At 70.7% G+C, this 16,939-nt stretch carries 14 protein-coding genes and 1 pseudogene; 10 read left to right on the top strand and 5 right to left on the bottom strand.

Annotation, left to right across the window (positions count from 1 at the left end):
* Window positions 1–13: 13 nt before the first annotated feature.
* Genes OG866_RS39700 through OG866_RS39690 form a run of 3 tightly spaced genes read right to left on the bottom strand, consistent with a single transcriptional unit; the run spans window position 14 to window position 3,597 of the window.
* Window positions 14–1,006, bottom strand: coding sequence for an ABC transporter permease (locus OG866_RS39700; RefSeq protein WP_329342342.1), 993 nt, complete (start codon window positions 1,004–1,006; stop codon window positions 14–16).
* Window positions 999–2,039, bottom strand: coding sequence for an ABC transporter permease (locus tag OG866_RS39695; protein WP_329342341.1), 1,041 nt, complete (start codon window positions 2,037–2,039; stop codon window positions 999–1,001). Before OG866_RS39695 ends, OG866_RS39700 begins: the two co-directional genes overlap by 8 nt.
* Window positions 2,040–2,079: 40 nt before the next feature.
* A complete protein-coding gene (locus OG866_RS39690) occupies window positions 2,080–3,597 on the bottom strand; it encodes a sugar ABC transporter ATP-binding protein (protein ID WP_329342339.1) in 1,518 nt (505 codons plus the stop codon).
* A gap of 272 nt (window positions 3,598–3,869) precedes the next feature.
* Between OG866_RS39690 and rhaI the strand changes: the two genes are divergently transcribed.
* The 8 genes from rhaI to OG866_RS39650 all read left to right on the top strand — a co-directional run bounded on the left by rhaI (window position 3,870) and on the right by OG866_RS39650 (window position 13,540).
* Entirely contained in the window at window positions 3,870–5,030 is a 1,161-nt protein-coding gene (rhaI, locus tag OG866_RS39685; protein WP_329342337.1) for an L-rhamnose isomerase, read from the top strand.
* A 109-nt stretch (window positions 5,031–5,139) separates the two neighbouring features.
* Complete coding sequence (locus OG866_RS39680) at window positions 5,140–7,179, top strand: bifunctional aldolase/short-chain dehydrogenase (protein WP_329342334.1); 2,040 nt, start codon at window positions 5,140–5,142, stop codon at window positions 7,177–7,179.
* On the top strand, window positions 7,176–8,621 hold the full coding sequence (locus tag OG866_RS39675) for a rhamnulokinase (RefSeq protein WP_329342333.1): 1,446 nt from the start codon (window positions 7,176–7,178) through the stop codon (window positions 8,619–8,621). The genes OG866_RS39680 and OG866_RS39675 overlap by 4 nt, the downstream gene beginning before the upstream one ends.
* A 71-nt stretch (window positions 8,622–8,692) precedes the next feature.
* The gene (locus tag OG866_RS39670) at window positions 8,693–9,448 is read left to right on the top strand and encodes a (Fe-S)-binding protein (protein WP_329342331.1); all 756 of its coding nucleotides are present in this window, start codon (window positions 8,693–8,695) and stop codon (window positions 9,446–9,448) included.
* Complete coding sequence (locus tag OG866_RS39665) at window positions 9,445–10,929, top strand: LutB/LldF family L-lactate oxidation iron-sulfur protein (RefSeq protein WP_329342330.1); 1,485 nt, start codon at window positions 9,445–9,447, stop codon at window positions 10,927–10,929. Before OG866_RS39670 ends, OG866_RS39665 begins: the two co-directional genes overlap by 4 nt.
* Window positions 10,926–11,582 carry a LutC/YkgG family protein gene (locus OG866_RS39660; protein WP_329342329.1) on the top strand — a complete coding sequence of 219 codons (657 nt, stop codon included), beginning with the start codon at window positions 10,926–10,928 and terminating at the stop codon, window positions 11,580–11,582. The genes OG866_RS39665 and OG866_RS39660 overlap by 4 nt, the downstream gene beginning before the upstream one ends.
* Window positions 11,583–11,799: 217 nt before the next feature.
* Window positions 11,800–13,035: a glycosyltransferase gene (locus OG866_RS39655; protein WP_329342328.1), complete on the top strand. Its 1,236-nt coding sequence runs from the start codon at window positions 11,800–11,802 to the stop codon at window positions 13,033–13,035.
* A gap of 67 nt (window positions 13,036–13,102) precedes the next feature.
* Complete coding sequence (locus OG866_RS39650; RefSeq protein WP_329342327.1) at window positions 13,103–13,540, top strand: DUF3224 domain-containing protein; 438 nt, start codon at window positions 13,103–13,105, stop codon at window positions 13,538–13,540.
* Window positions 13,541–13,553: 13 nt separating this feature from the next.
* Here the strand turns inward: OG866_RS39650 and OG866_RS39645 are convergent, their stop codons facing one another.
* Both OG866_RS39645 and OG866_RS39640 read right to left on the bottom strand, forming a co-directional pair.
* A complete protein-coding gene (locus tag OG866_RS39645) occupies window positions 13,554–14,123 on the bottom strand; it encodes a hypothetical protein (protein WP_329342326.1) in 570 nt (189 codons plus the stop codon).
* Between the two features lie 170 nt (window positions 14,124–14,293).
* A pseudogene (locus OG866_RS39640) lies at window positions 14,294–14,449 on the bottom strand (ABC transporter substrate-binding protein); the annotation flags it as partial.
* A 327-nt stretch (window positions 14,450–14,776) separates the two neighbouring features.
* Between OG866_RS39640 and OG866_RS39635 the strand changes: the two are divergent.
* Both OG866_RS39635 and OG866_RS39630 read left to right on the top strand, forming a co-directional pair.
* Window positions 14,777–15,562: an ABC transporter ATP-binding protein gene (locus OG866_RS39635; protein ID WP_329344516.1), complete on the top strand. Its 786-nt coding sequence runs from the start codon at window positions 14,777–14,779 to the stop codon at window positions 15,560–15,562.
* Between the two features lie 3 nt (window positions 15,563–15,565).
* Window positions 15,566–16,876, top strand: coding sequence for an FtsX-like permease family protein (locus OG866_RS39630; protein WP_329342325.1), 1,311 nt, complete (start codon window positions 15,566–15,568; stop codon window positions 16,874–16,876).
* Window positions 16,877–16,939 lie beyond the last annotated feature (63 nt).

Genomic DNA, 16,939 nt, shown 5'->3' with positions numbered 1-16,939 from the left:
GCTTCGAGACGGCCTACGACGTGAGCCTTCGTGCCCTGGCCACCGCAATCTGCTTGGCGACGCGCGGCCCCAGCACAGACAGCACCAGCAGCACACCCGTGACCACGATCTGCGACTGCGCGGACACATCCTGGAGGCTCATCACGTTCTGGAGTGCCCCCAGCAGGAACACCCCGGCGATGGCCCCACCGAGCGTGCCCCTGCCACCGTCGAAGTCGATGCCACCGAGCAACACCGCGGCGATGACGGACAGTTCAAGCCCCGTCGCGTTGTCATACCGAGCGGACGCGTAGTGCAGGGCCCAGAAGATGCCGGTGAGCGAGGCCATCAGGCCCGTCACCGTGAACAGGATCAGCTTCTGCCGCTTGACCCGGATGCCGGCGAACCGCGCCGCCTCCTCGCTCGCGCCGGTCGCGAAGACCGACCGTCCGAACGGGGTGGCGTGCAGCACGATCACTGCGATCACGAGGAGCGCCAGGAAGGGCAGGAAGGCGTACGGGATGAACGTGTCGCCGATCCGCCCGGCCGCGAAGTCCAGGTACTGGGTCGGGAAGTCGGTCACCGCGTCGGAGCCGAGCACGATCTGTGCGATGCCCCGGTAGGCGGCGAGGGTGCCGATGGTGACGGCGAGGGAGGGCAGTCCGAGCCGGGTGACGAGCAGACCGTTGATCAGTCCGCAGACCACACCGAGCAGCAGACAGATCGGAATGATCGTCTCGATCGTCATGCCCTGGTTCCACAGGGCGCCCATCACGGCGCCGGAGAGGCCGGCGGTGGAGGCGACCGAGAGATCGATCTCGCCCGAGACGACCAGAAGCGTCATCGGCAGGGCGATCAACGCGATCGGAAGGGTGTTTCCGATCAGGAAGGACAGGTTGAGGGCGTTTCCGAAGCCGTCGACCGTTCCGAAGGACAGCAGGAGCACGACGATCAGGAGCGCTCCGACGATCGTGTCCCACCGCACCGCGCCGGACCAGCGGCTCGCTCGCGTGAGTGACTCAGGCATGGCGGGCGTTCCTCTTCTTCAGGGCCGAGGCCACGCGCAGCGCGACGACCCGGTCGACCGCGATGGCGAGGATGAGCAGGATGCCGTTGATGGCGAGCACCCACACGGAGCTGACGCCGAGGGCGGGCAGCACGCTGTTGATGGAGGTCAGCAGGAGTGCGCCGAGGGCCGCGCCGTAGACGCTGCCGGAGCCGCCGGTGAAGACGACACCGCCGACGACGACCGCGCTGACGACGGTGAGTTCGTAGCCGTTGCCGGTCCCGGAGTCGACGTTGCCGAACCGGGCGAGGTACATGGCGCCGGCGAGTCCGGCGAGGGCGCCGCAGAAGGTGTACGCCGTCAGGATCCGCTTGCGGACCGGGATGCCGGCGAGGCGGGCGGCCTCGGGGTTGGAGCCGAGGGCGTACAGCTCACGGCCACTGCCGAAGTGCTTGAGGTAGTACGCCGTGGCGATCAGCACCGCGAGCGCGATCAGCGCCAGGTAGGGCACCGCGGAGATGCCGCCGGAGCCGAAGTCGATGAACCCGTCCGGGAGGCCCGCCGCGGTGATCTGCCGGGAGCCGACCCAGATGGAGTCGATGCCGCGGATGATGTAGAGCGTGCCGAGGGTGACGACGAGGGCGGGCACCTGGCCGAGGCTGACCAGCAGACCGTTCAGCAGACCGAAGCCGATGCCCAGCAGGACCGCCAGCAGGATCGCGACGACCGCGTTGCCGCCGCCCTGGAGGTAGTTGCCGGCGGCGAAGGCGCTGATGCCGAGCGTCGAGCCGACCGACAGGTCGACGTTGCGGGTGATCACGACCAGGGACTGGCCGGTGGCGACCAGCACCAGGATGGTCGCGTTGAGCAGCAGGTCCTTGATGCCCTGTTCGGACAGGAACTCGCTGTTGCCGGCCTGGGTGATGGCGATCATCACCAGGAAGACGACCAGGATGGCGAGTTCGCGCATCTTGAAGACACGGTCGACGAGCCGGGTGCCACTGGACTTGGGTACGTCGGCGACGGGGGTCTTGTCGGGGGTGGTGACCGTCATGCGGCGGCCCTCCGCAGGACAGGGGACGTCGTGGTGGGCCTCATGCGGCGGCCCTCCCGGTGGCTGCTGCCATCACGGATTCCTCGGTTGCTTCGGAGCGCGGGATCTCTGCGGTGAGCCGGCCCTCGTGCATCACGAGCACACGGTCGGCCATGCCGAGGATCTCGGGCAGGTCGGAGGAGATCATCAGGACCGCCACACCGTCGGCGGCCAGCTCGCTCAGGAGCCGGTGCACCTCGGCCTTGGTGCCGACGTCGATGCCGCGGGTGGGCTCGTCGACGATCAGTACCTTGGGGCCGGTGGCGAGCCACTTGGCGAGGACGACCTTCTGCTGGTTGCCGCCGGACAGGGTGTTGACCGTGTCGGCGATACGGGCGTACTTGACCTGGAGCTTGACGGCCCAGTCGAGGGACCGGCTGCGTTCGGCGCCGCGGTCCATCAGGCCGGCCTTCACGGTCGTACGAAGTCCGGTGAGGCCGATGTTGCGCTCGATGGACATGTCCATCACCAGGCCCTGGGCACGCCGGTCCTCGGGGACGAGGGCGAGTCCGGAGGACATCGCGACCGACGGGGCTCCGTTGGTGAGCTTCTTCCCGTCGAGCTCGACCTCGCCCGCGTCCCAGCGGTCGATGCCGAAGACGGCGCGGGCGACCTCGGTGCGCCCTGCGCCGACGAGTCCGGCGAGGCCGACGATCTCGCCGCGCCGGACGTCGAAGGAGACGTCGGTGAAGACGCCCTCGCGGGTCAGCCGGCGCACACTGAGCGCCACCTCGCCCGCCTCGACGTCCTGCTTGGGGTAGAGCTCCTCCAGGTCGCGGCCGACCATACGGCGCACGAGGTCGTCCTCGGTCATGCCGTCGATGGGCTCGCTGGAGATCCAGGCGCCGTCGCGCAGGGTGGTCACCCGTTGGCAGATCTGGAAGATCTCCTCCAGACGGTGGGAGATGAAGAGGACGGCCGCGCCCTGTTCGCGCAGGGTGCGCACGACGCCGAAGAGGCGGGCGACCTCGCTGCCGGTGAGGGCGGCGGTCGGCTCGTCCATGATCAGGACGCGGGCCTCGAAGGAGAGCGCCTTGGCGATCTCGACGATCTGCTGGTCCGCGATGGACAGGCCGCGCGCGGGGCGGTCGGGGTCGAGCTCGACGCCCAGGCGCTGCATCAGGGCGGCGGTGGCCGCGTGGGTGGCCTTGTGGTCGATGCGGCCGAGGGCCTTGCGGGGCTGGCGCCCCATGAAGATGTTCTCGGCGATCGACAGGTCGGGGAAGAGCGTGGGCTCCTGGTAGATCACGGCGATACCGGCGTCGCGGGCGTCACCGGGGCCGTGGAAGACGACGGCCTCGCCGTCGAGGAGTACCTGACCGGCATCCGGTCGGTGCACCCCCGCAAGGGTCTTGATCAGAGTCGACTTGCCCGCGCCGTTCTCGCCGGCGAGGGCGTGGACCTCGCCGGGAAACAGCTCCAGGGAGACGTCCCGCAGGGCGCGTACGGCTCCGAAGGACTTCGAGATGTCCTTGAGCGCCAGCACCGGGGCCGGTCCCGCGTCGGACGGGTGGGTCATGAGGGGCTCCTCGACAACGCCCGGGGACTGCCCTCACGGCGTCGTGAAAGGTTTCAACTTGGTTGCCGGGACGTTAGGCACGGCGCCCATGTCACGTCAATGGGTTCGTGTCGAAAAAATTTCGAGAGCCATAGGTCACGGCCGGGTCACGAGCAACCGGCTTGGTCGCAGGGCTTGACACCCCATCGAACGGCTCATACTTTCCCGTGTTGAATCGTTTCACAGTGAAGCTGTTCGGAAACCCTTCGGACCCGACGTCACAGGAGCCCTCAGTGACCGAGCTCGCCGCGGTGAAGGCCGCGCTCAAGACACAGGCAGTCGAAACGCCGTCGTGGGCGTACGGGAACTCGGGGACCCGCTTCAAGGTGTTCGCCCAGCAAGGGGTGCCCCGGACACCGCAGGAGAAGCTGGCGGACGCCGCGCAGGTGCACGCCGTCACCGGTGTGGCGCCCACGGTCGCGCTGCACATTCCCTGGGACAAGGTCGAGGACTACGCCGCGCTGGCGAAGCACGCCGAGGAACACGGGGTGAAGCTCGGCGCGATCAACTCCAACACCTTCCAGGACGACGACTACAAGCTGGGCAGCATCTGCCACCCGGACGCGGCGATCCGCCGCAAGGCCGTCGATCACCTGCTGGAGTGCGTCGACATCATGGACGCGACCGGCTCCCGGGACCTGAAGCTGTGGTTCGCCGACGGCACGAACTATCCCGGGCAGGACGACCTGCGGGCCCGCCAGGACCGGCTCGCCGAGGGCCTCACCGAGGTGTACGAGCGGCTCGGCGACGGGCAGCGGATGCTGCTGGAGTACAAGTTCTTCGAGCCGGCCTTCTACTCGACGGACGTGCCGGACTGGGGCACGGCGTACGCCCACTGCCTCAAGCTCGGCGAGAAGGCGCAGGTCGTGGTCGACACGGGCCACCACGCGCCCGGGACCAACATCGAGTTCATCGTCGCGACGCTGCTGCGGGAGGGGAAGCTCGGCGGGTTCGACTTCAACTCGCGGTTCTACGCGGACGACGACCTGATGGTCGGGGCCGCCGACCCGTTCCAGCTGTTCCGGATCATGTACGAGGTGGTCCGCGGGGGTGGGTTCACTCCCGAGGTCGCGTTCATGCTCGACCAGTGCCACAACATCGAGGCGAAGATTCCGGCGATCATCCGGTCGGTGATGAACGTGCAGGAGGCCACGGCGAAGGCGCTGCTGGTTGACCGGGACGCGCTTTCTGCCGCGCAGGCTTCCGGGGATGTCCTTGAGGCCAACGCCGTGATCATGGACGCGTACAACACGGATGTGCGGCCGTTGCTTCGTGAGGTGCGCGAGGAGATGGGGTTGGACGCCGACCCGATGGCCGCGTATCGCCGGTCCGGGTGGGCGGAGAAGATCGTCGCCGAGCGGGTGGGTGGACAGCAGGCCGGGTGGGGGGCGTAAGCGTCTGCCTGGATCTGTTTCGTCGCGGGGTGCGGGCCGGTTGTGGCTGGTCGCGCAGTTCCCCGCGCCCCTTGACAACTCACCCTCTGTTTAAAAGGAACTGGACGTCATGGCTGTACAACCCGAAGCTGCCGCTCTCCTCGCTCGCTCCCATCGGCTCGGTGCCGACCCCCGTAACACCAACTACGCCGGTGGTAACGCGTCGGCGAAAGGTATCGATAGTGATCCCGTCACCGGGGGTGATGTGGAGCTGATGTGGGTCAAGGGGTCCGGTGGGGACCTCGGGACGCTGACCGAGGCGGGCCTCGCCGTGCTGCGGCTGGACCGGCTGCGGGCGCTCGTCGACGTCTACCCGGGCGTCGAGCGTGAGGACGAGATGGTCGCCGCGTTCGACTACTGCCTGCACGGCAAGGGCGGGGCGGCTCCGTCTATCGACACCGCGATGCACGGCCTGGTCGACGCCGCGCACGTCGATCATCTGCACCCCGACTCCGGGATCGCGCTGGCCTGTGCGGCGGACGGCGAGAAGCTGACCGCGGAGTGCTTCGGCGACACCGTGGCCTGGGTGCCGTGGCGGCGGCCCGGGTTCCAGCTGGGCCTGGACATCGCCGCGATCAAGGAGGCCAACCCGCAGGCGATCGGTGTCGTCCTGGGCGGGCACGGCATCACGGCGTGGGGTGCGACCGCGGAGGAGTGCGAGCGCAACTCCCTGCACATGATCCGTACCGCCGAGGCCTTCCTCGCCGAGCGCGGCAAGGCCGAGCCCTTCGGGCCGGTGGTCGAGGGGTACGAGGCGCTGGGCGAGGGTGAGCGGCGCGAGCGGGCCGCCGCGCTGGCTCCTCATGTACGGGCCATCGCCTCGCAGGACCGGCCCCAGGTCGGCCACTTCAACGACTCGGACGTGGTGCTGGAGTTCCTGGCCCGTGCCGAGCACCCGCGGCTCGCCGCGCTGGGCACCTCCTGCCCGGACCACTTCCTGCGGACCAAGGTGGCGCCGCTCGTCCTCGACCTGCCGCCGGCCGCCCCGCTGGAGGAGGCCGTGGCGCGGCTGAAGGAACTGCACGCCGCCTACCGCGAGGAGTACGCCGCCTACTACCAGCGGCACGCCCTGCCCGACTCCCCCGCGATGCGCGGTGCGGACCCGGCGATCGTGCTGATCCCCGGCGTGGGCATGTTCTCCTTCGGCAAGGACAAGCAGACCGCCCGGGTGGCCGGCGAGTTCTATGTCAACGCGATCAACGTGATGCGCGGCGCGGAGTCCGTCTCCACGTACGCGCCCATCGAGGAGTCCGAGAAGTTCCGGATCGAGTACTGGGCGCTGGAGGAGGCCAAGCTTCAGCGGATGCCGAAGCCGAAGCCGCTCGCGACCCGGGTCGCGCTGGTCACGGGTGCGGGCAGCGGGATCGGCAAGGCCATCGCGCACCGGCTGGTCGCCGAGGGCGCGTGTGTCGTCATCGCCGATCTGAACGCCGAGAACGCCGCCGCGGTCGCCGAGGAGCTCGGTGGCGCCGACAAGGCGGTCGCCGTGACCGTCGATGTCACCTCGGAGGAGCAGATCGCCGAGGCCTTCAAGGCCGCCGCGCTCGCCTTCGGCGGGGTGGACCTCGTCGTCAACAACGCCGGGATCTCCATCTCCAAGCCGCTTCTTGAGACCTCCGCCAAGGACTGGGACCTCCAGCACGACATCATGGCCCGCGGCTCGTTCCTCGTCTCGCGTGAGGCCGCCCGCGTGATGATCGCGCAGGGGCTGGGCGGCGACATCGTCTACATCGCCTCCAAGAACGCCGTCTTCGCGGGTCCCAACAACATCGCCTACTCCGCCACCAAGGCCGACCAGGCCCACCAGGTGCGGCTGCTGGCCGCCGAGTTGGGCGAGCACGGCATCCGCGTCAACGGGGTCAACCCGGACGGCGTGGTGCGCGGTTCCGGGATCTTCGCCGCCGGCTGGGGCGCCCAGCGGGCCGCCGTGTACGGCGTGGAGGAGGAGAAGCTGGGCGAGTTCTACGCCCAGCGGACCATCCTCAAGCGCGAGGTGCTGCCCGAGCACGTCGCGGGCGCCGTCTTCGCGCTGACCGGTGGGGAGTTGACCCACACCACCGGTCTGCATGTCCCCGTCGACGCCGGCGTCGCGGCCGCCTTCCTGCGATGAGCGCGCTCGTGAAGTCGTACGCCGCGGTCGACCTCGGCGCGTCCAGCGGACGCGTCATGGTCGGCCGCGTCGGCCCCGACAGCCTGGAGCTGGCCGAGGCGCACCGGTTCGTGAACCGGCCGGTGCGGGTGCCGGAGGGGCTGCGGTGGGACGTTCTCTCGCTGTACGCCGGGGTGTTGGACGGCCTGAAGGCGGCCGGGCAGGTCAACTCCGTCGGCATCGACAGCTGGGCCGTGGACTACGGACTGCTGGACGCCGACGGGGCGCTGCTCGGCAACCCGGTGCATTACCGGGACTCCCGCACCGAGGGGGTCGCGGAGAAGGTGTGGGCGACCGTCCCGGCCGAAGAGCTGTACGCGGCAACGGGGTTGCAGTACGCGCCCTTCAACACCCTCTACCAGCTGACCGCCGCCAAGGAACAACTCGGGGCCGCTCAGCGGCTGTTGCTCATCCCCGATCTGCTGACGTACTGGCTCACCGGCGAGCAGGGCACCGAGCTGACCAACGCCTCGACGACGCAGTTGATCGATCCCCGGACGCGCGCGTGGTCGTACGACATCGCCTCCCGGCTGGGCATCGACCTCGATTTGTTCGCGCCGCTGCGGCAGCCCGGTGATCCGGCGGGGGTGCTGCGGGCCGAGGTGCTGGAGGAGACGGGGCTGCGCGGGCCCGTGCCGGTGACGACGGTCGGTTCGCACGACACCGCGTCCGCTGTGGCCGCTGTGCCGGCCGCGGCCGGTGAGCGGTTCGCGTACATCTGCACCGGCACCTGGTCGCTGGCGGGACTTGAGCTGGACTCCCCGGTGCTGACCGAGGAGAGCCGGGCCGCCAACTTCACCAATGAGCTGGGGCTCGACGGCACGGTCCGGTATCTGCGCAACATCATGGGCCTGTGGCTGCTCCAGGAGTGTGTACGGGCCTGGGGCGAGCCGGAGTTGGGGACGCTGCTCCTCGACGCGGCCAAGGCGCCGGCGCTGCGGTCGGTGGTGGATGCGTCCGATCCCGTGTTTCTCGCGCCCGGCCGGATGCCGGAGCGGATCGCCGAGGCGTGCCGTGCCTCGGGGCAGCCGGTGCCGCGGACGCCCGGCGAGATCACGCGCTGCATCCTCGACTCGCTCGCCCTCGCGCACCGCAGGGCGGTCGAGGAGGCCCAGCGGCTCGCCGACCGTCCCGTCGACGTCGTGTACGTCGTCGGCGGCGGCACCCGCAACGCGCTGTTGTGCCAGCTGACCGCCGACGCCTGCGGGCTGCCGGTGGTGGCGGGCCCGACGGAGGCGGCGGCCCTCGGGAACGTGCTGGTGCAGGCGCGGGCGCACGGGCTGGTCGGCGACCTGGCCACCTCCCGGCAGCTCCTCACCCGTACCCAGCCGCTGACCCGGTACGAGCCCCAGGGGGACACGGCGCCGTGGCGCGAGGCGGAGGCCCGGCTCGCCGAGCGGTGAGCGGGGTCTCCCCCCGGCCGCGGGTCCGCACTACCCTGCACTCATCCGATGATCGATCACAAGGAGCCGCGATGCGTGTCGCCCTGTTCCTGACCTGTGTCAACGACACGCTCTATCCGGACACCGGGCGCGCCGTGGTGAAACTGCTGACCAGGCTGGGCGTCGAGGTCGACTTCCCGATGGCCCAGACCTGCTGCGGGCAGGCGCACTACAACACCGGTTACCGCCATGAGACGGAACCGATGGCCCGGCATTTCTCCGATGTCTTCGGGGAGTACGAGGCGATCGTCACGCCGTCTGGTTCGTGCGGGGCGATGGTGCGGGAGCTGTACCCGCGGCTGGGTGAGCGGGCGCGGGCGGAGGGGCGCGGGGATGGTCTCGCGACCGCGCTGGCGCCCGTGGTGCCGAAGACGTTCGAGCTCACGGAGTTCCTGGTGGACGTGCTCGGGGTGACGGACGTCGGCGCCTACTACCCGCACAAGGTCACCTACCATCCGACCTGTCACGGGCTGCGCGGACTGGGTCTCGGTGACCGGCCCCGGCGGCTGCTCCAGGCCGTCAAGGGACTGGAGCTGGTGGAGCTTCCGGGGGCGGAGGAGTGCTGCGGTTTCGGCGGCACCTTCGCCCTCAAGAACTCCGATGTCTCGGCGGCGATGGGCGCCGACAAGGTGCGCAACGCCGAGTCGACCGGTGCCGAGGTGCTGTGCGCGGCCGACAACTCCTGTCTGATGCACATCGGCGGGACCATGGCCCGGCTGAGCACGGAGATGCGGCCGGTGCACATCGCGGAGATCCTGGCGAGCACGGAGGAGGAACCGGCGGCATGAGCGGCACGTTCGTAGGGATGCCGGCCTTTCCGAAGGCCGCGCACGAGGCGGTCAACAACCCGACGCTGCGCGGCAATCTGCGGCACGCCACACACACGATCCGCGCCAAGCGCGAGAAGGCCGTCGCCGAGGTCTCCGACTGGGCCGAGCTGCGCGAGGCGGGCAAGCGGATCAAGGATCACACCCTCCGCCATCTCGACGACTACCTCGTCCAGTTGGAGGAGTCGGTGACGGCGGCGGGCGGCATCGTCCACTGGGCGGCCGACGCCGACGAGGCCAACCGGATCGTCACCGAACTGGTCAGGGCCACCGGCGAGTCGGAGGTCGTCAAGGTCAAGTCGATGGCCACGCAGGAGATCGGGCTCAATGAGGCGCTGGAGGAGGCGGGCATCCATGCCTACGAGACCGATCTCGCCGAACTCATCGTGCAGTTGGGCAAGGACCGGCCCTCGCACATCCTGGTCCCCGCCATCCACCGCAACCGGGGTGAGATCCGGGACATCTTCGCGAAGGAGATGAGCGAGTGGGGGCGGCCGGCCCCCGAGGGCCTGACGGACACGCCCGCCGAACTCGCCGAGGCCGCGCGCCTCCATCTGCGGGAGAAGTTCCTGCGCGCCAAGGTCGGTGTCTCCGGCGCCAACTTCATGGTCGCCGAGACCGGCACCCTGGTGGTCGTGGAGTCCGAGGGCAACGGGCGGATGTGTCTGACCCTGCCCGAGACGCTGATCTCGGTGGTCGGCATCGAGAAGATCGTGCCGACCTGGCAGGACCTGGAGGTCTTCCTCCAGACGCTCCCCCGCTCCTCGACCGCCGAGCGCATGAACCCCTACACGTCGACATGGACCGGCACCACCGACGGGGACGGCCCGAAGACCTTCCACCTGGTGCTCCTGGACAACGGCCGCACCGACACCCTCGCCGACGAGGTCGGCCGCCAGGCCCTGCGCTGCATCCGCTGCTCGGCCTGTCTGAACGTGTGCCCGGTCTACGAGCGGGCCGGCGGCCACGCCTACGGTTCGGTGTACCCGGGTCCGATCGGCGCCATCCTCAGCCCCCAACTCCGGGGCACCGGAAGCGAGATCGACGCCTCGCTGCCGTACGCGTCGTCGCTCTGCGGTGCCTGCTACGAGGTGTGCCCGGTCGCCATCGACATCCCCGAGGTGCTGGTGCATCTGCGCGAACGGGTCGTGCAGGGCGGTGAGGTGACCCGCGCGGGCAACAAGGTGGTGCTCAAGCCCGCCAAGGGGCATGCCGCCGAGCGGGCGGCGATGCGGGCGGCCCGCTGGGCGTTCGCCCGTCCCGGCGCCCTGCGCACCGGCCAGCGCCTGGCCTCCCGCACCCGACGCCTGCATCCGCGCAGCCTGCCGCTGCCGGGTCCCGGCAAGGCGTGGAGCGCGACACGGGATCTGCCACCCGTGCCCGCGGAGCCGTTCCGTGACTGGTGGCAGCGGACTCAGGGCGGAAAGGGCGGTGCCAAGTGAGCAGCAGGGAGCGGATTCTGGGCCGGGTGCGGCGCGCGCTGACCGACGCCCAGGGCGAGGACACGCCGATCGAGCGCACGTATCTGCGCGAGCACGGTGACCGCACCGTCGAGGAGACCACGGAACTCCTCGCCGAGAACCTCGCCGACTACCGTGCGGTCGTGCACCGTTGCTCCCCCGACGACCTCGCGGCGACGCTCGCCGGGATGCTCGCCGCGCGCGGGGCGAAGACCGTGCTGGTGCCGCAGGGCCTGGAACCGTCGTGGCTCGCGGAGGCCGACGCCGAGCAGGTCCCCGACCGGCCGGAGAGCACCCCGCACGAACTGGACCGGATCGACAGCGTCGTCACGGCCTGCGCGGTGGCGGTCGCCGAGACCGGCACGATCGTGCTGGACGGCGGCCCCGACCAGGGCCGCCGCCGGATCACGCTCGTGCCCGACCACCACATCTGTGTCGTACACGTCCCGGAGCAGGTCGTCTCGTCAGTGCCGCAGGCGCTCGAACGCCTCGACCCGGTGCGCCCGTTGACGTGGATCTCCGGTCCGTCGGCGACCAGTGACATCGAGCTGGACCGGGTCGAGGGGGTGCACGGCCCGCGCACCCTGGAGGTGGTGCTGGTCGGTGCTCAGCCCGGCGCGGCGGCCAACTCGTAGCGTCCGGAGGGCAGTCGGCAGGAGGGTCGCGGTGCTGTTCCGTACGGCGAGAGGTGCGAGCCCGCCACCCGCAAGGCCGACATGCGAAAGGCAGAGAGTTCATGAACTCCCCGCCACTATCAACCTATAGCGCACCGGGGGGCTTGTGGCAAGACCCCCCTCCTGCAGCAGAATCTGCGACCTGACCGCCTGGACCAGCGGAAACGGGAGTCTTGAAGTGCGTGTGTTGCTGATGTCGTACGGATCGCGCGGGGACGTGGAACCGCTTGCGGGGCTGGCCGCGGCCCTGCGGGAGCTCGGTGTGGAGGTGCGGGCGTGTGTACCGCCGGACGAGGAACTCGCGGCGCTGCTCACCCGCGTCGGGGCGGAGGTGGTGTCGTTCGGCTCGTCGGTGCGGGCGCTGGTGACGGGGGCGCGGGGGCCGTCGCCCGACCTCGCGTTCCGGGTCGCGGCCGAGCTGGTTGCCGGGCACTTCGATGAGGTCGCGGCGGCGGCCGAGGGGTGCGACGCGCTGCTGGCGACCGGTCTGATGCCGGCCGGGGCGCGGTCGGTGGCCGAGCATCTCGGCATCCCCTACGTGCTCGCCTGCTTCCACCCGTGCGGGCTGCCGTCGTCCCACTACCCGCCGCTGACCCGGCCGGGCAAGCCGAACCCGCCGGGCGTGACCGACCTCAAGGAGCTGTGGCGCCTCGACGCCGAGCGCGTGAACGCGCTGTACGGCGAGCCCCTCAACACCCGGCGCGCCGCCCTCGGCATGCCGCCGGTCGACAACGTCCGCGACCATGTCCTCACTGAGCGGCCGTGGCTGGCGGCGGACCCGGCGCTGGGCCCGTGGCAGGAGATGACGGACCTCGAACTCGTGCCGACCGGCGCGTGGATCCGGCCGGACGACCGGTCGCTCCCCGAGGAGCTGGAGGCGTTCCTGGCGGCCGGCGCGCCACCGGTGTACGTCGGGTTCGGCAGTATGGCCATGCATGCCGCGAGCGATGTCGGGCCGGTGGCGATCGAGGCGGTGCGTGCGCTGGGCCGCCGGGTGCTGCTGGGGCGCGGCTGGGCGGACCTGGCGCTGATCGACGGCCAGGAGGACTGTTTCGCCGTCGGCGACGTCAACCACCAGGCGCTGTTCCCCCGGGTCGCCGCGGTCGTCCATCATGGCGGCGCGGGTACGACGACGACGGCAGCGCGGGCGGGCGCGCCCCAGGTGGTCGTCCCGCAGATCGCGGACCAGCCGCTGTGGGCGGCCCGGGTGGCCGACCTGGGCATCGGGGTGGCGCACGACGGTCCGGCGCCGACCCTCGCGTCCCTGACGGCCGCGCTGGAGGTGGCGCTGTCCCCCGAGACCCGCGAGCGGGCCGAGGCGGTGGCGGGCACGATGCGCACGGACGGGGCGATGATCGCCGCGAAGCTGCTGATCGACGAGATCGGCCGGGAAAGGCCGCCTGTACCCGCCTGATCCGAGGCGATGCGGGGCCGGTGCTGGTGGCGGTGCCGTTGTCAGTGGTGCGTCCTACGCTCGGGCCATGAGAGCTTCGGGAACGTTCAAGGTCGCGGACTTCACACCGGCCCCGGTGCCGGCCCCGGGCATCGAGACGGCCGTGCCGGTCGGTGTCGCCACGATGGAGAAGAGTTACGAGGGTGAGGTCGCCGGGCGTTCGGCGACCCTGTTCACGGCCGCGTACGACCAGGAGACCGAGGTCGGTACGTATGTCGCGATGGAGTCCTTCGAGGGCTCGCTACAGGGCCGGGCCGGCGCGTTCAACTTCGCGCACTCGGCGACGACCCTGGGCGAGTTCAGAGGGAGCGAGTTCTTCGTGATCGTCCCGGGCAGCGGCACGGGTGAGCTGGCCGGGATCACCGGTACGGGCGGCATCGAGATCGACGCGGACGGCACGCACCGGGTGTGGTTCGAGTACGAGGTGGACGCTCGACGGCCTTCCGATCCCCACGAGCCGGCGTGACGGCCCCGGCACGTCAGCTGAAGAGTATGGGGCAGCCGCGGCGAAGGGAGTGCTGGGCCGCGCGGACGTAGAGGGCCACGTAGAAGGCGGCGTCCAGGTCCTCGGCCCAGGGGCCGGGTCGGGCGGCGGCGGTCTGCTCGGCCTGGCCGTCGAGGAACCAGTTGGTCAGGTCGAGGTTCGTGCGCGAGACGGGCAGCATCGGCGGCAGCCCGATCACCGCAGCCAACCGCTGTGCGAGGGCGAGCACTTGGGGTGCTCCGGCGACCACGGTCGTATCCGTGTAGGCGGAACCCACGGGCAGTTCGATCGTCTCGTCGAGCGGGACCGGCACCAGCACCGACCAGCCGCAGAGCATCTCTTCCTCGTCGCGGGTCAGCTGCGCGCGGCAGAGCTCGACGAAGCCGTCCATGGAAGGGCTGAGCTTCTCCTCGAACTCCAGCCCGCGGCACTCCGCCGGAACCTCGTACCGCGGCAGGCCTCGCCCGCTCAGCTCCCCGTCGAGAGCGGAGGCGATCTCGCCGTACCCACCCTCGTGCTCGCCGCGCCAGTCCTGTGCGCCGACATCGACCAGATAGACACCCATGGCCGCAATCTACGGGGCCCCACTGACACTTCACCTCAGCAGCCCCTCCCCCTCCAGATACCCCCGCCCCACATCCCTCACCAACCGCCGCCAGCTGCCCACCTGTTGGTTCATCGACGCAAGGCCGGCCGCCGTCAGGACGTCGTCGAGGTCGCCCAGTGCCTTCGTGCGTGGGTCTTGGCGTTCAGCCAGTCGGCGTCGGTGGCCGCGTACTCGGGGACGACGTCGATCTGGCCGGGCTCCAGGGCAGGTTCGTACAGTTCCCGGTTGGCGACGGTCAGGAGGGACGTCTGGAAGCCGGCCCGGTCCAGCAGCAGCGCGAACACGGCGACCAGCACCGCGCCCGCGACGAGCTGGACGGCGGGGATCCGGACGCCGTTCAGGACCATCGGGAGCGAAAGGGGCAGTTCCACGCGGGTCCGGCGGCCCAGCCCCAGCGGCGGCCCAGCCCCAGCCGATGAGCACCGAGGTCCGTTGCGCCGGGCCGGCGCGGAGGTTGGCGCATGGTGGTGACCCGTCCGGGGTGGGCGCGGTGGTGCTGAGTACACCCTCGGATACGGGTTCTGCGCCCCATGTGGTTCACGCGGCGTCTCCGTAGCTTCTTGGACAGGGCACACGAGGTGCCCGACCGAGAGGTGATGACGGTGATGACGATGTTTCGCACAGGCTCGCGACGCCGGCACGACACGGGACCCGCCGCCGAAGCGCTGCGGCTGGTCAAGGTCACCAAGACCTACGGCAGTGACGACAGCGCCGTGACCGCCCTGGACGGGGTCACGCTCGGGCTGGGCCGGGGCACCTTCACCGCCGTCATGGGGCCGTCGGGGTCGGGGAAGTCCACGCTGCTCCAGTGCGCGGCCGGCCTGGACCGGCCCGACCACGGCATCGTGGTGGTGGACGGCACCGAGCTGACGGGCGGTACGGAGGCGGAGCTGACGAGGTTCCGGCGTGGCCGGGTGGGTTTCGTGTTCCAGCAGTACAACCTGCTGGACACGCTGACCGTCGCACAGAACACGGTGCTGCCGCTGAAACTGGCCGGGCGGCGGGTGGACCGCGGGCGGGCCAGGGAGATCCTCACCCAGGTCGGGCTCGGCGACCGGCTGGGGCACCGCCCCGACCAGCTGTCCGGCGGTCAGCGGCAGCGGGTCGCGATCGCCAGGGCGCTGGTCTGCGAACCCCGGGTGATCTTCGCTGACGAGCCGACGGGGGCCCTGGACACCCGCAGCGCGCGCACGGTGCTCCGGCTGCTCCAGGAGGCGGTGCGGGTGCACGGGCGGACCGTGGTGATGGTGACGCACGATCCGGTCGCGGCCTCGTACGCCGACTCGGTGCTGTTCCTCGCGGACGGCAGGCTGGCCGGCCAGTTGCGCGCGCCCACGGCGGACGCGGTCGCCGAACGCCTCGCGCACCTGGGCGACGACGTGACGGCGGGGGTGTGAGCGATGTTCGTACTGGCCCTGCGGTCGATCCGGCGACGCCCCGGACGGTTCCTCGCGACGCTGCTGTCCGCCTTCCTGGGCGCGGCGATCATCATGACGTTCAACTCGCTGCACGACACGGCGGCCGGGAGCGGCGTCGACTCGGTCAGCTCCAACACGCTGACGACGGCGGCGAGCGTGGTGGGCGGTTACGGCAGCCTGCTGGTGTTCTTCGCGGTCGCCTCCACCCTGACGGTGAACGTCCGGCAGCGGGCCGCCGAGCTGGAGCTGCTGCGCTGCTCGGGGGCGACTCCGGCGCAGCTCAAGCGGATGGTCGTCGGTGAGGCGCTGGCCGTCGCCCTGGTGGGTGCGGCGCTGGCGATCGGGCCCGCGACGCTCGGCGGGCGGGCGCTGTTGGGGGTGTTCCAGGACAGCGGTCAGGTCGCGGACTCGGTGGAGTACTCGTTCGGTCCGATCGCGCTGCTCACAGGCGTCGACATCACGCTGGCGGCCGCGGTGGGCGCCGCGTTCCTCGCCGTGCGGCGGGCGACGCGGGGGCGGCGACGGCGCGGCGGGGCACAGAGGTTCTTCGCGTACGCCGCGCTCGCGACCGGCGCCCTGGCGGTCTGCTGCACCTTCTTGATGAAGGCGACGGACGAGGCGCTGATGGCGCCGCCGGCGTACGGGGCGATCCTGCTGTCGGTCGGCTTCGCGCTGCTGTCGCCGCGGCTGCTGAAGGGGCTGCTGGACCGGCTCGCGCTCTCCGGGGCGAGCGGCTGGCTGGCGGTGCGGAATCTGCGGCAGCGGGCCGGGGATCTCGCCGGGATCCTGATGTCGCTGATCCTGTTCACGGCGGTGGCCACGACCACGCTCACCGTGCAGGCGGTGGAGAGTGACGCGGTCGAGGCCTCGGGGCTGGTGAAGTCCGTGGACGCGAAGAATCTGGAGACGCTGAACTTCACGGTCGTCGGGATCATCGTGGTCTTCGTCTGCGTGATGCTGGTCAACTCGCTGTACGCGGCGACCACCTACCGCTGCCGGGAGTTCGGCCAGCAGCGGCTGGCCGGTGCGACGCCCGGTCAGGTGCTCGGCATGGTGGGCGCCGAGGCCGCGGTCCTCACGGTCACCGGTGTCCTGTTCGGCACGGTCGCGGCGCTGGCGGGGATCGTCCCGTTCACCGTCGTCCGCGGCGACGCGGTGCTGCCGGGGCAGCTGTTCGGCGTCTGGCTCGCGGTCGTGTCCGTCGCGGCGGCGGTGACGGTGGGGACGAGCCTGGCGACGGCCCGGAAGGTGCTGCGGACACCGGCGACGGAGGTGGTGGCGCTGGCGGCGTGAACGCCGGCATGGGGAGGTGGGGCGGCTGCCGGTGCAGCCGCCCCACCTCCCGTGCCGTGCCCG

The organism is Streptomyces sp. NBC_00663 (assembly GCF_036226885.1).
GTDB lineage: Bacteria > Actinomycetota > Actinomycetes > Streptomycetales > Streptomycetaceae > Streptomyces.
This window is presented reverse-complemented; position numbering and strand designations above follow the sequence as displayed.

Bases quoted from the DNA above. Each gene is read 5' to 3' on its own strand.
- OG866_RS39700 (WP_329342342.1), bottom strand. From the start codon at position 1,006: ATGCCTGAGTCACTCACGCGAGCGAGCCGCTGGTCCGGCGCGGTGCGG.
- OG866_RS39695 (WP_329342341.1), bottom strand. From the start codon at position 2,039: ATGACGGTCACCACCCCCGACAAGACCCCCGTCGCCGACGTACCCAAG.
- OG866_RS39690 (WP_329342339.1), bottom strand. From the start codon at position 3,597: ATGACCCACCCGTCCGACGCGGGACCGGCCCCGGTGCTGGCGCTCAAG.
- OG866_RS39680 (WP_329342334.1), top strand. From the start codon at position 5,140: ATGGCTGTACAACCCGAAGCTGCCGCTCTCCTCGCTCGCTCCCATCGG.
- OG866_RS39675 (WP_329342333.1), top strand. From the start codon at position 7,176: ATGAGCGCGCTCGTGAAGTCGTACGCCGCGGTCGACCTCGGCGCGTCC.
- OG866_RS39670 (WP_329342331.1), top strand. From the start codon at position 8,693: ATGCGTGTCGCCCTGTTCCTGACCTGTGTCAACGACACGCTCTATCCG.
- OG866_RS39665 (WP_329342330.1), top strand. From the start codon at position 9,445: ATGAGCGGCACGTTCGTAGGGATGCCGGCCTTTCCGAAGGCCGCGCAC.
- OG866_RS39650 (WP_329342327.1), top strand. From the start codon at position 13,103: ATGAGAGCTTCGGGAACGTTCAAGGTCGCGGACTTCACACCGGCCCCG.
- OG866_RS39645 (WP_329342326.1), bottom strand. From the start codon at position 14,123: ATGGGTGTCTATCTGGTCGATGTCGGCGCACAGGACTGGCGCGGCGAG.
- OG866_RS39635 (WP_329344516.1), top strand. From the start codon at position 14,777: ATGTTTCGCACAGGCTCGCGACGCCGGCACGACACGGGACCCGCCGCC.
- OG866_RS39630 (WP_329342325.1), top strand. From the start codon at position 15,566: ATGTTCGTACTGGCCCTGCGGTCGATCCGGCGACGCCCCGGACGGTTC.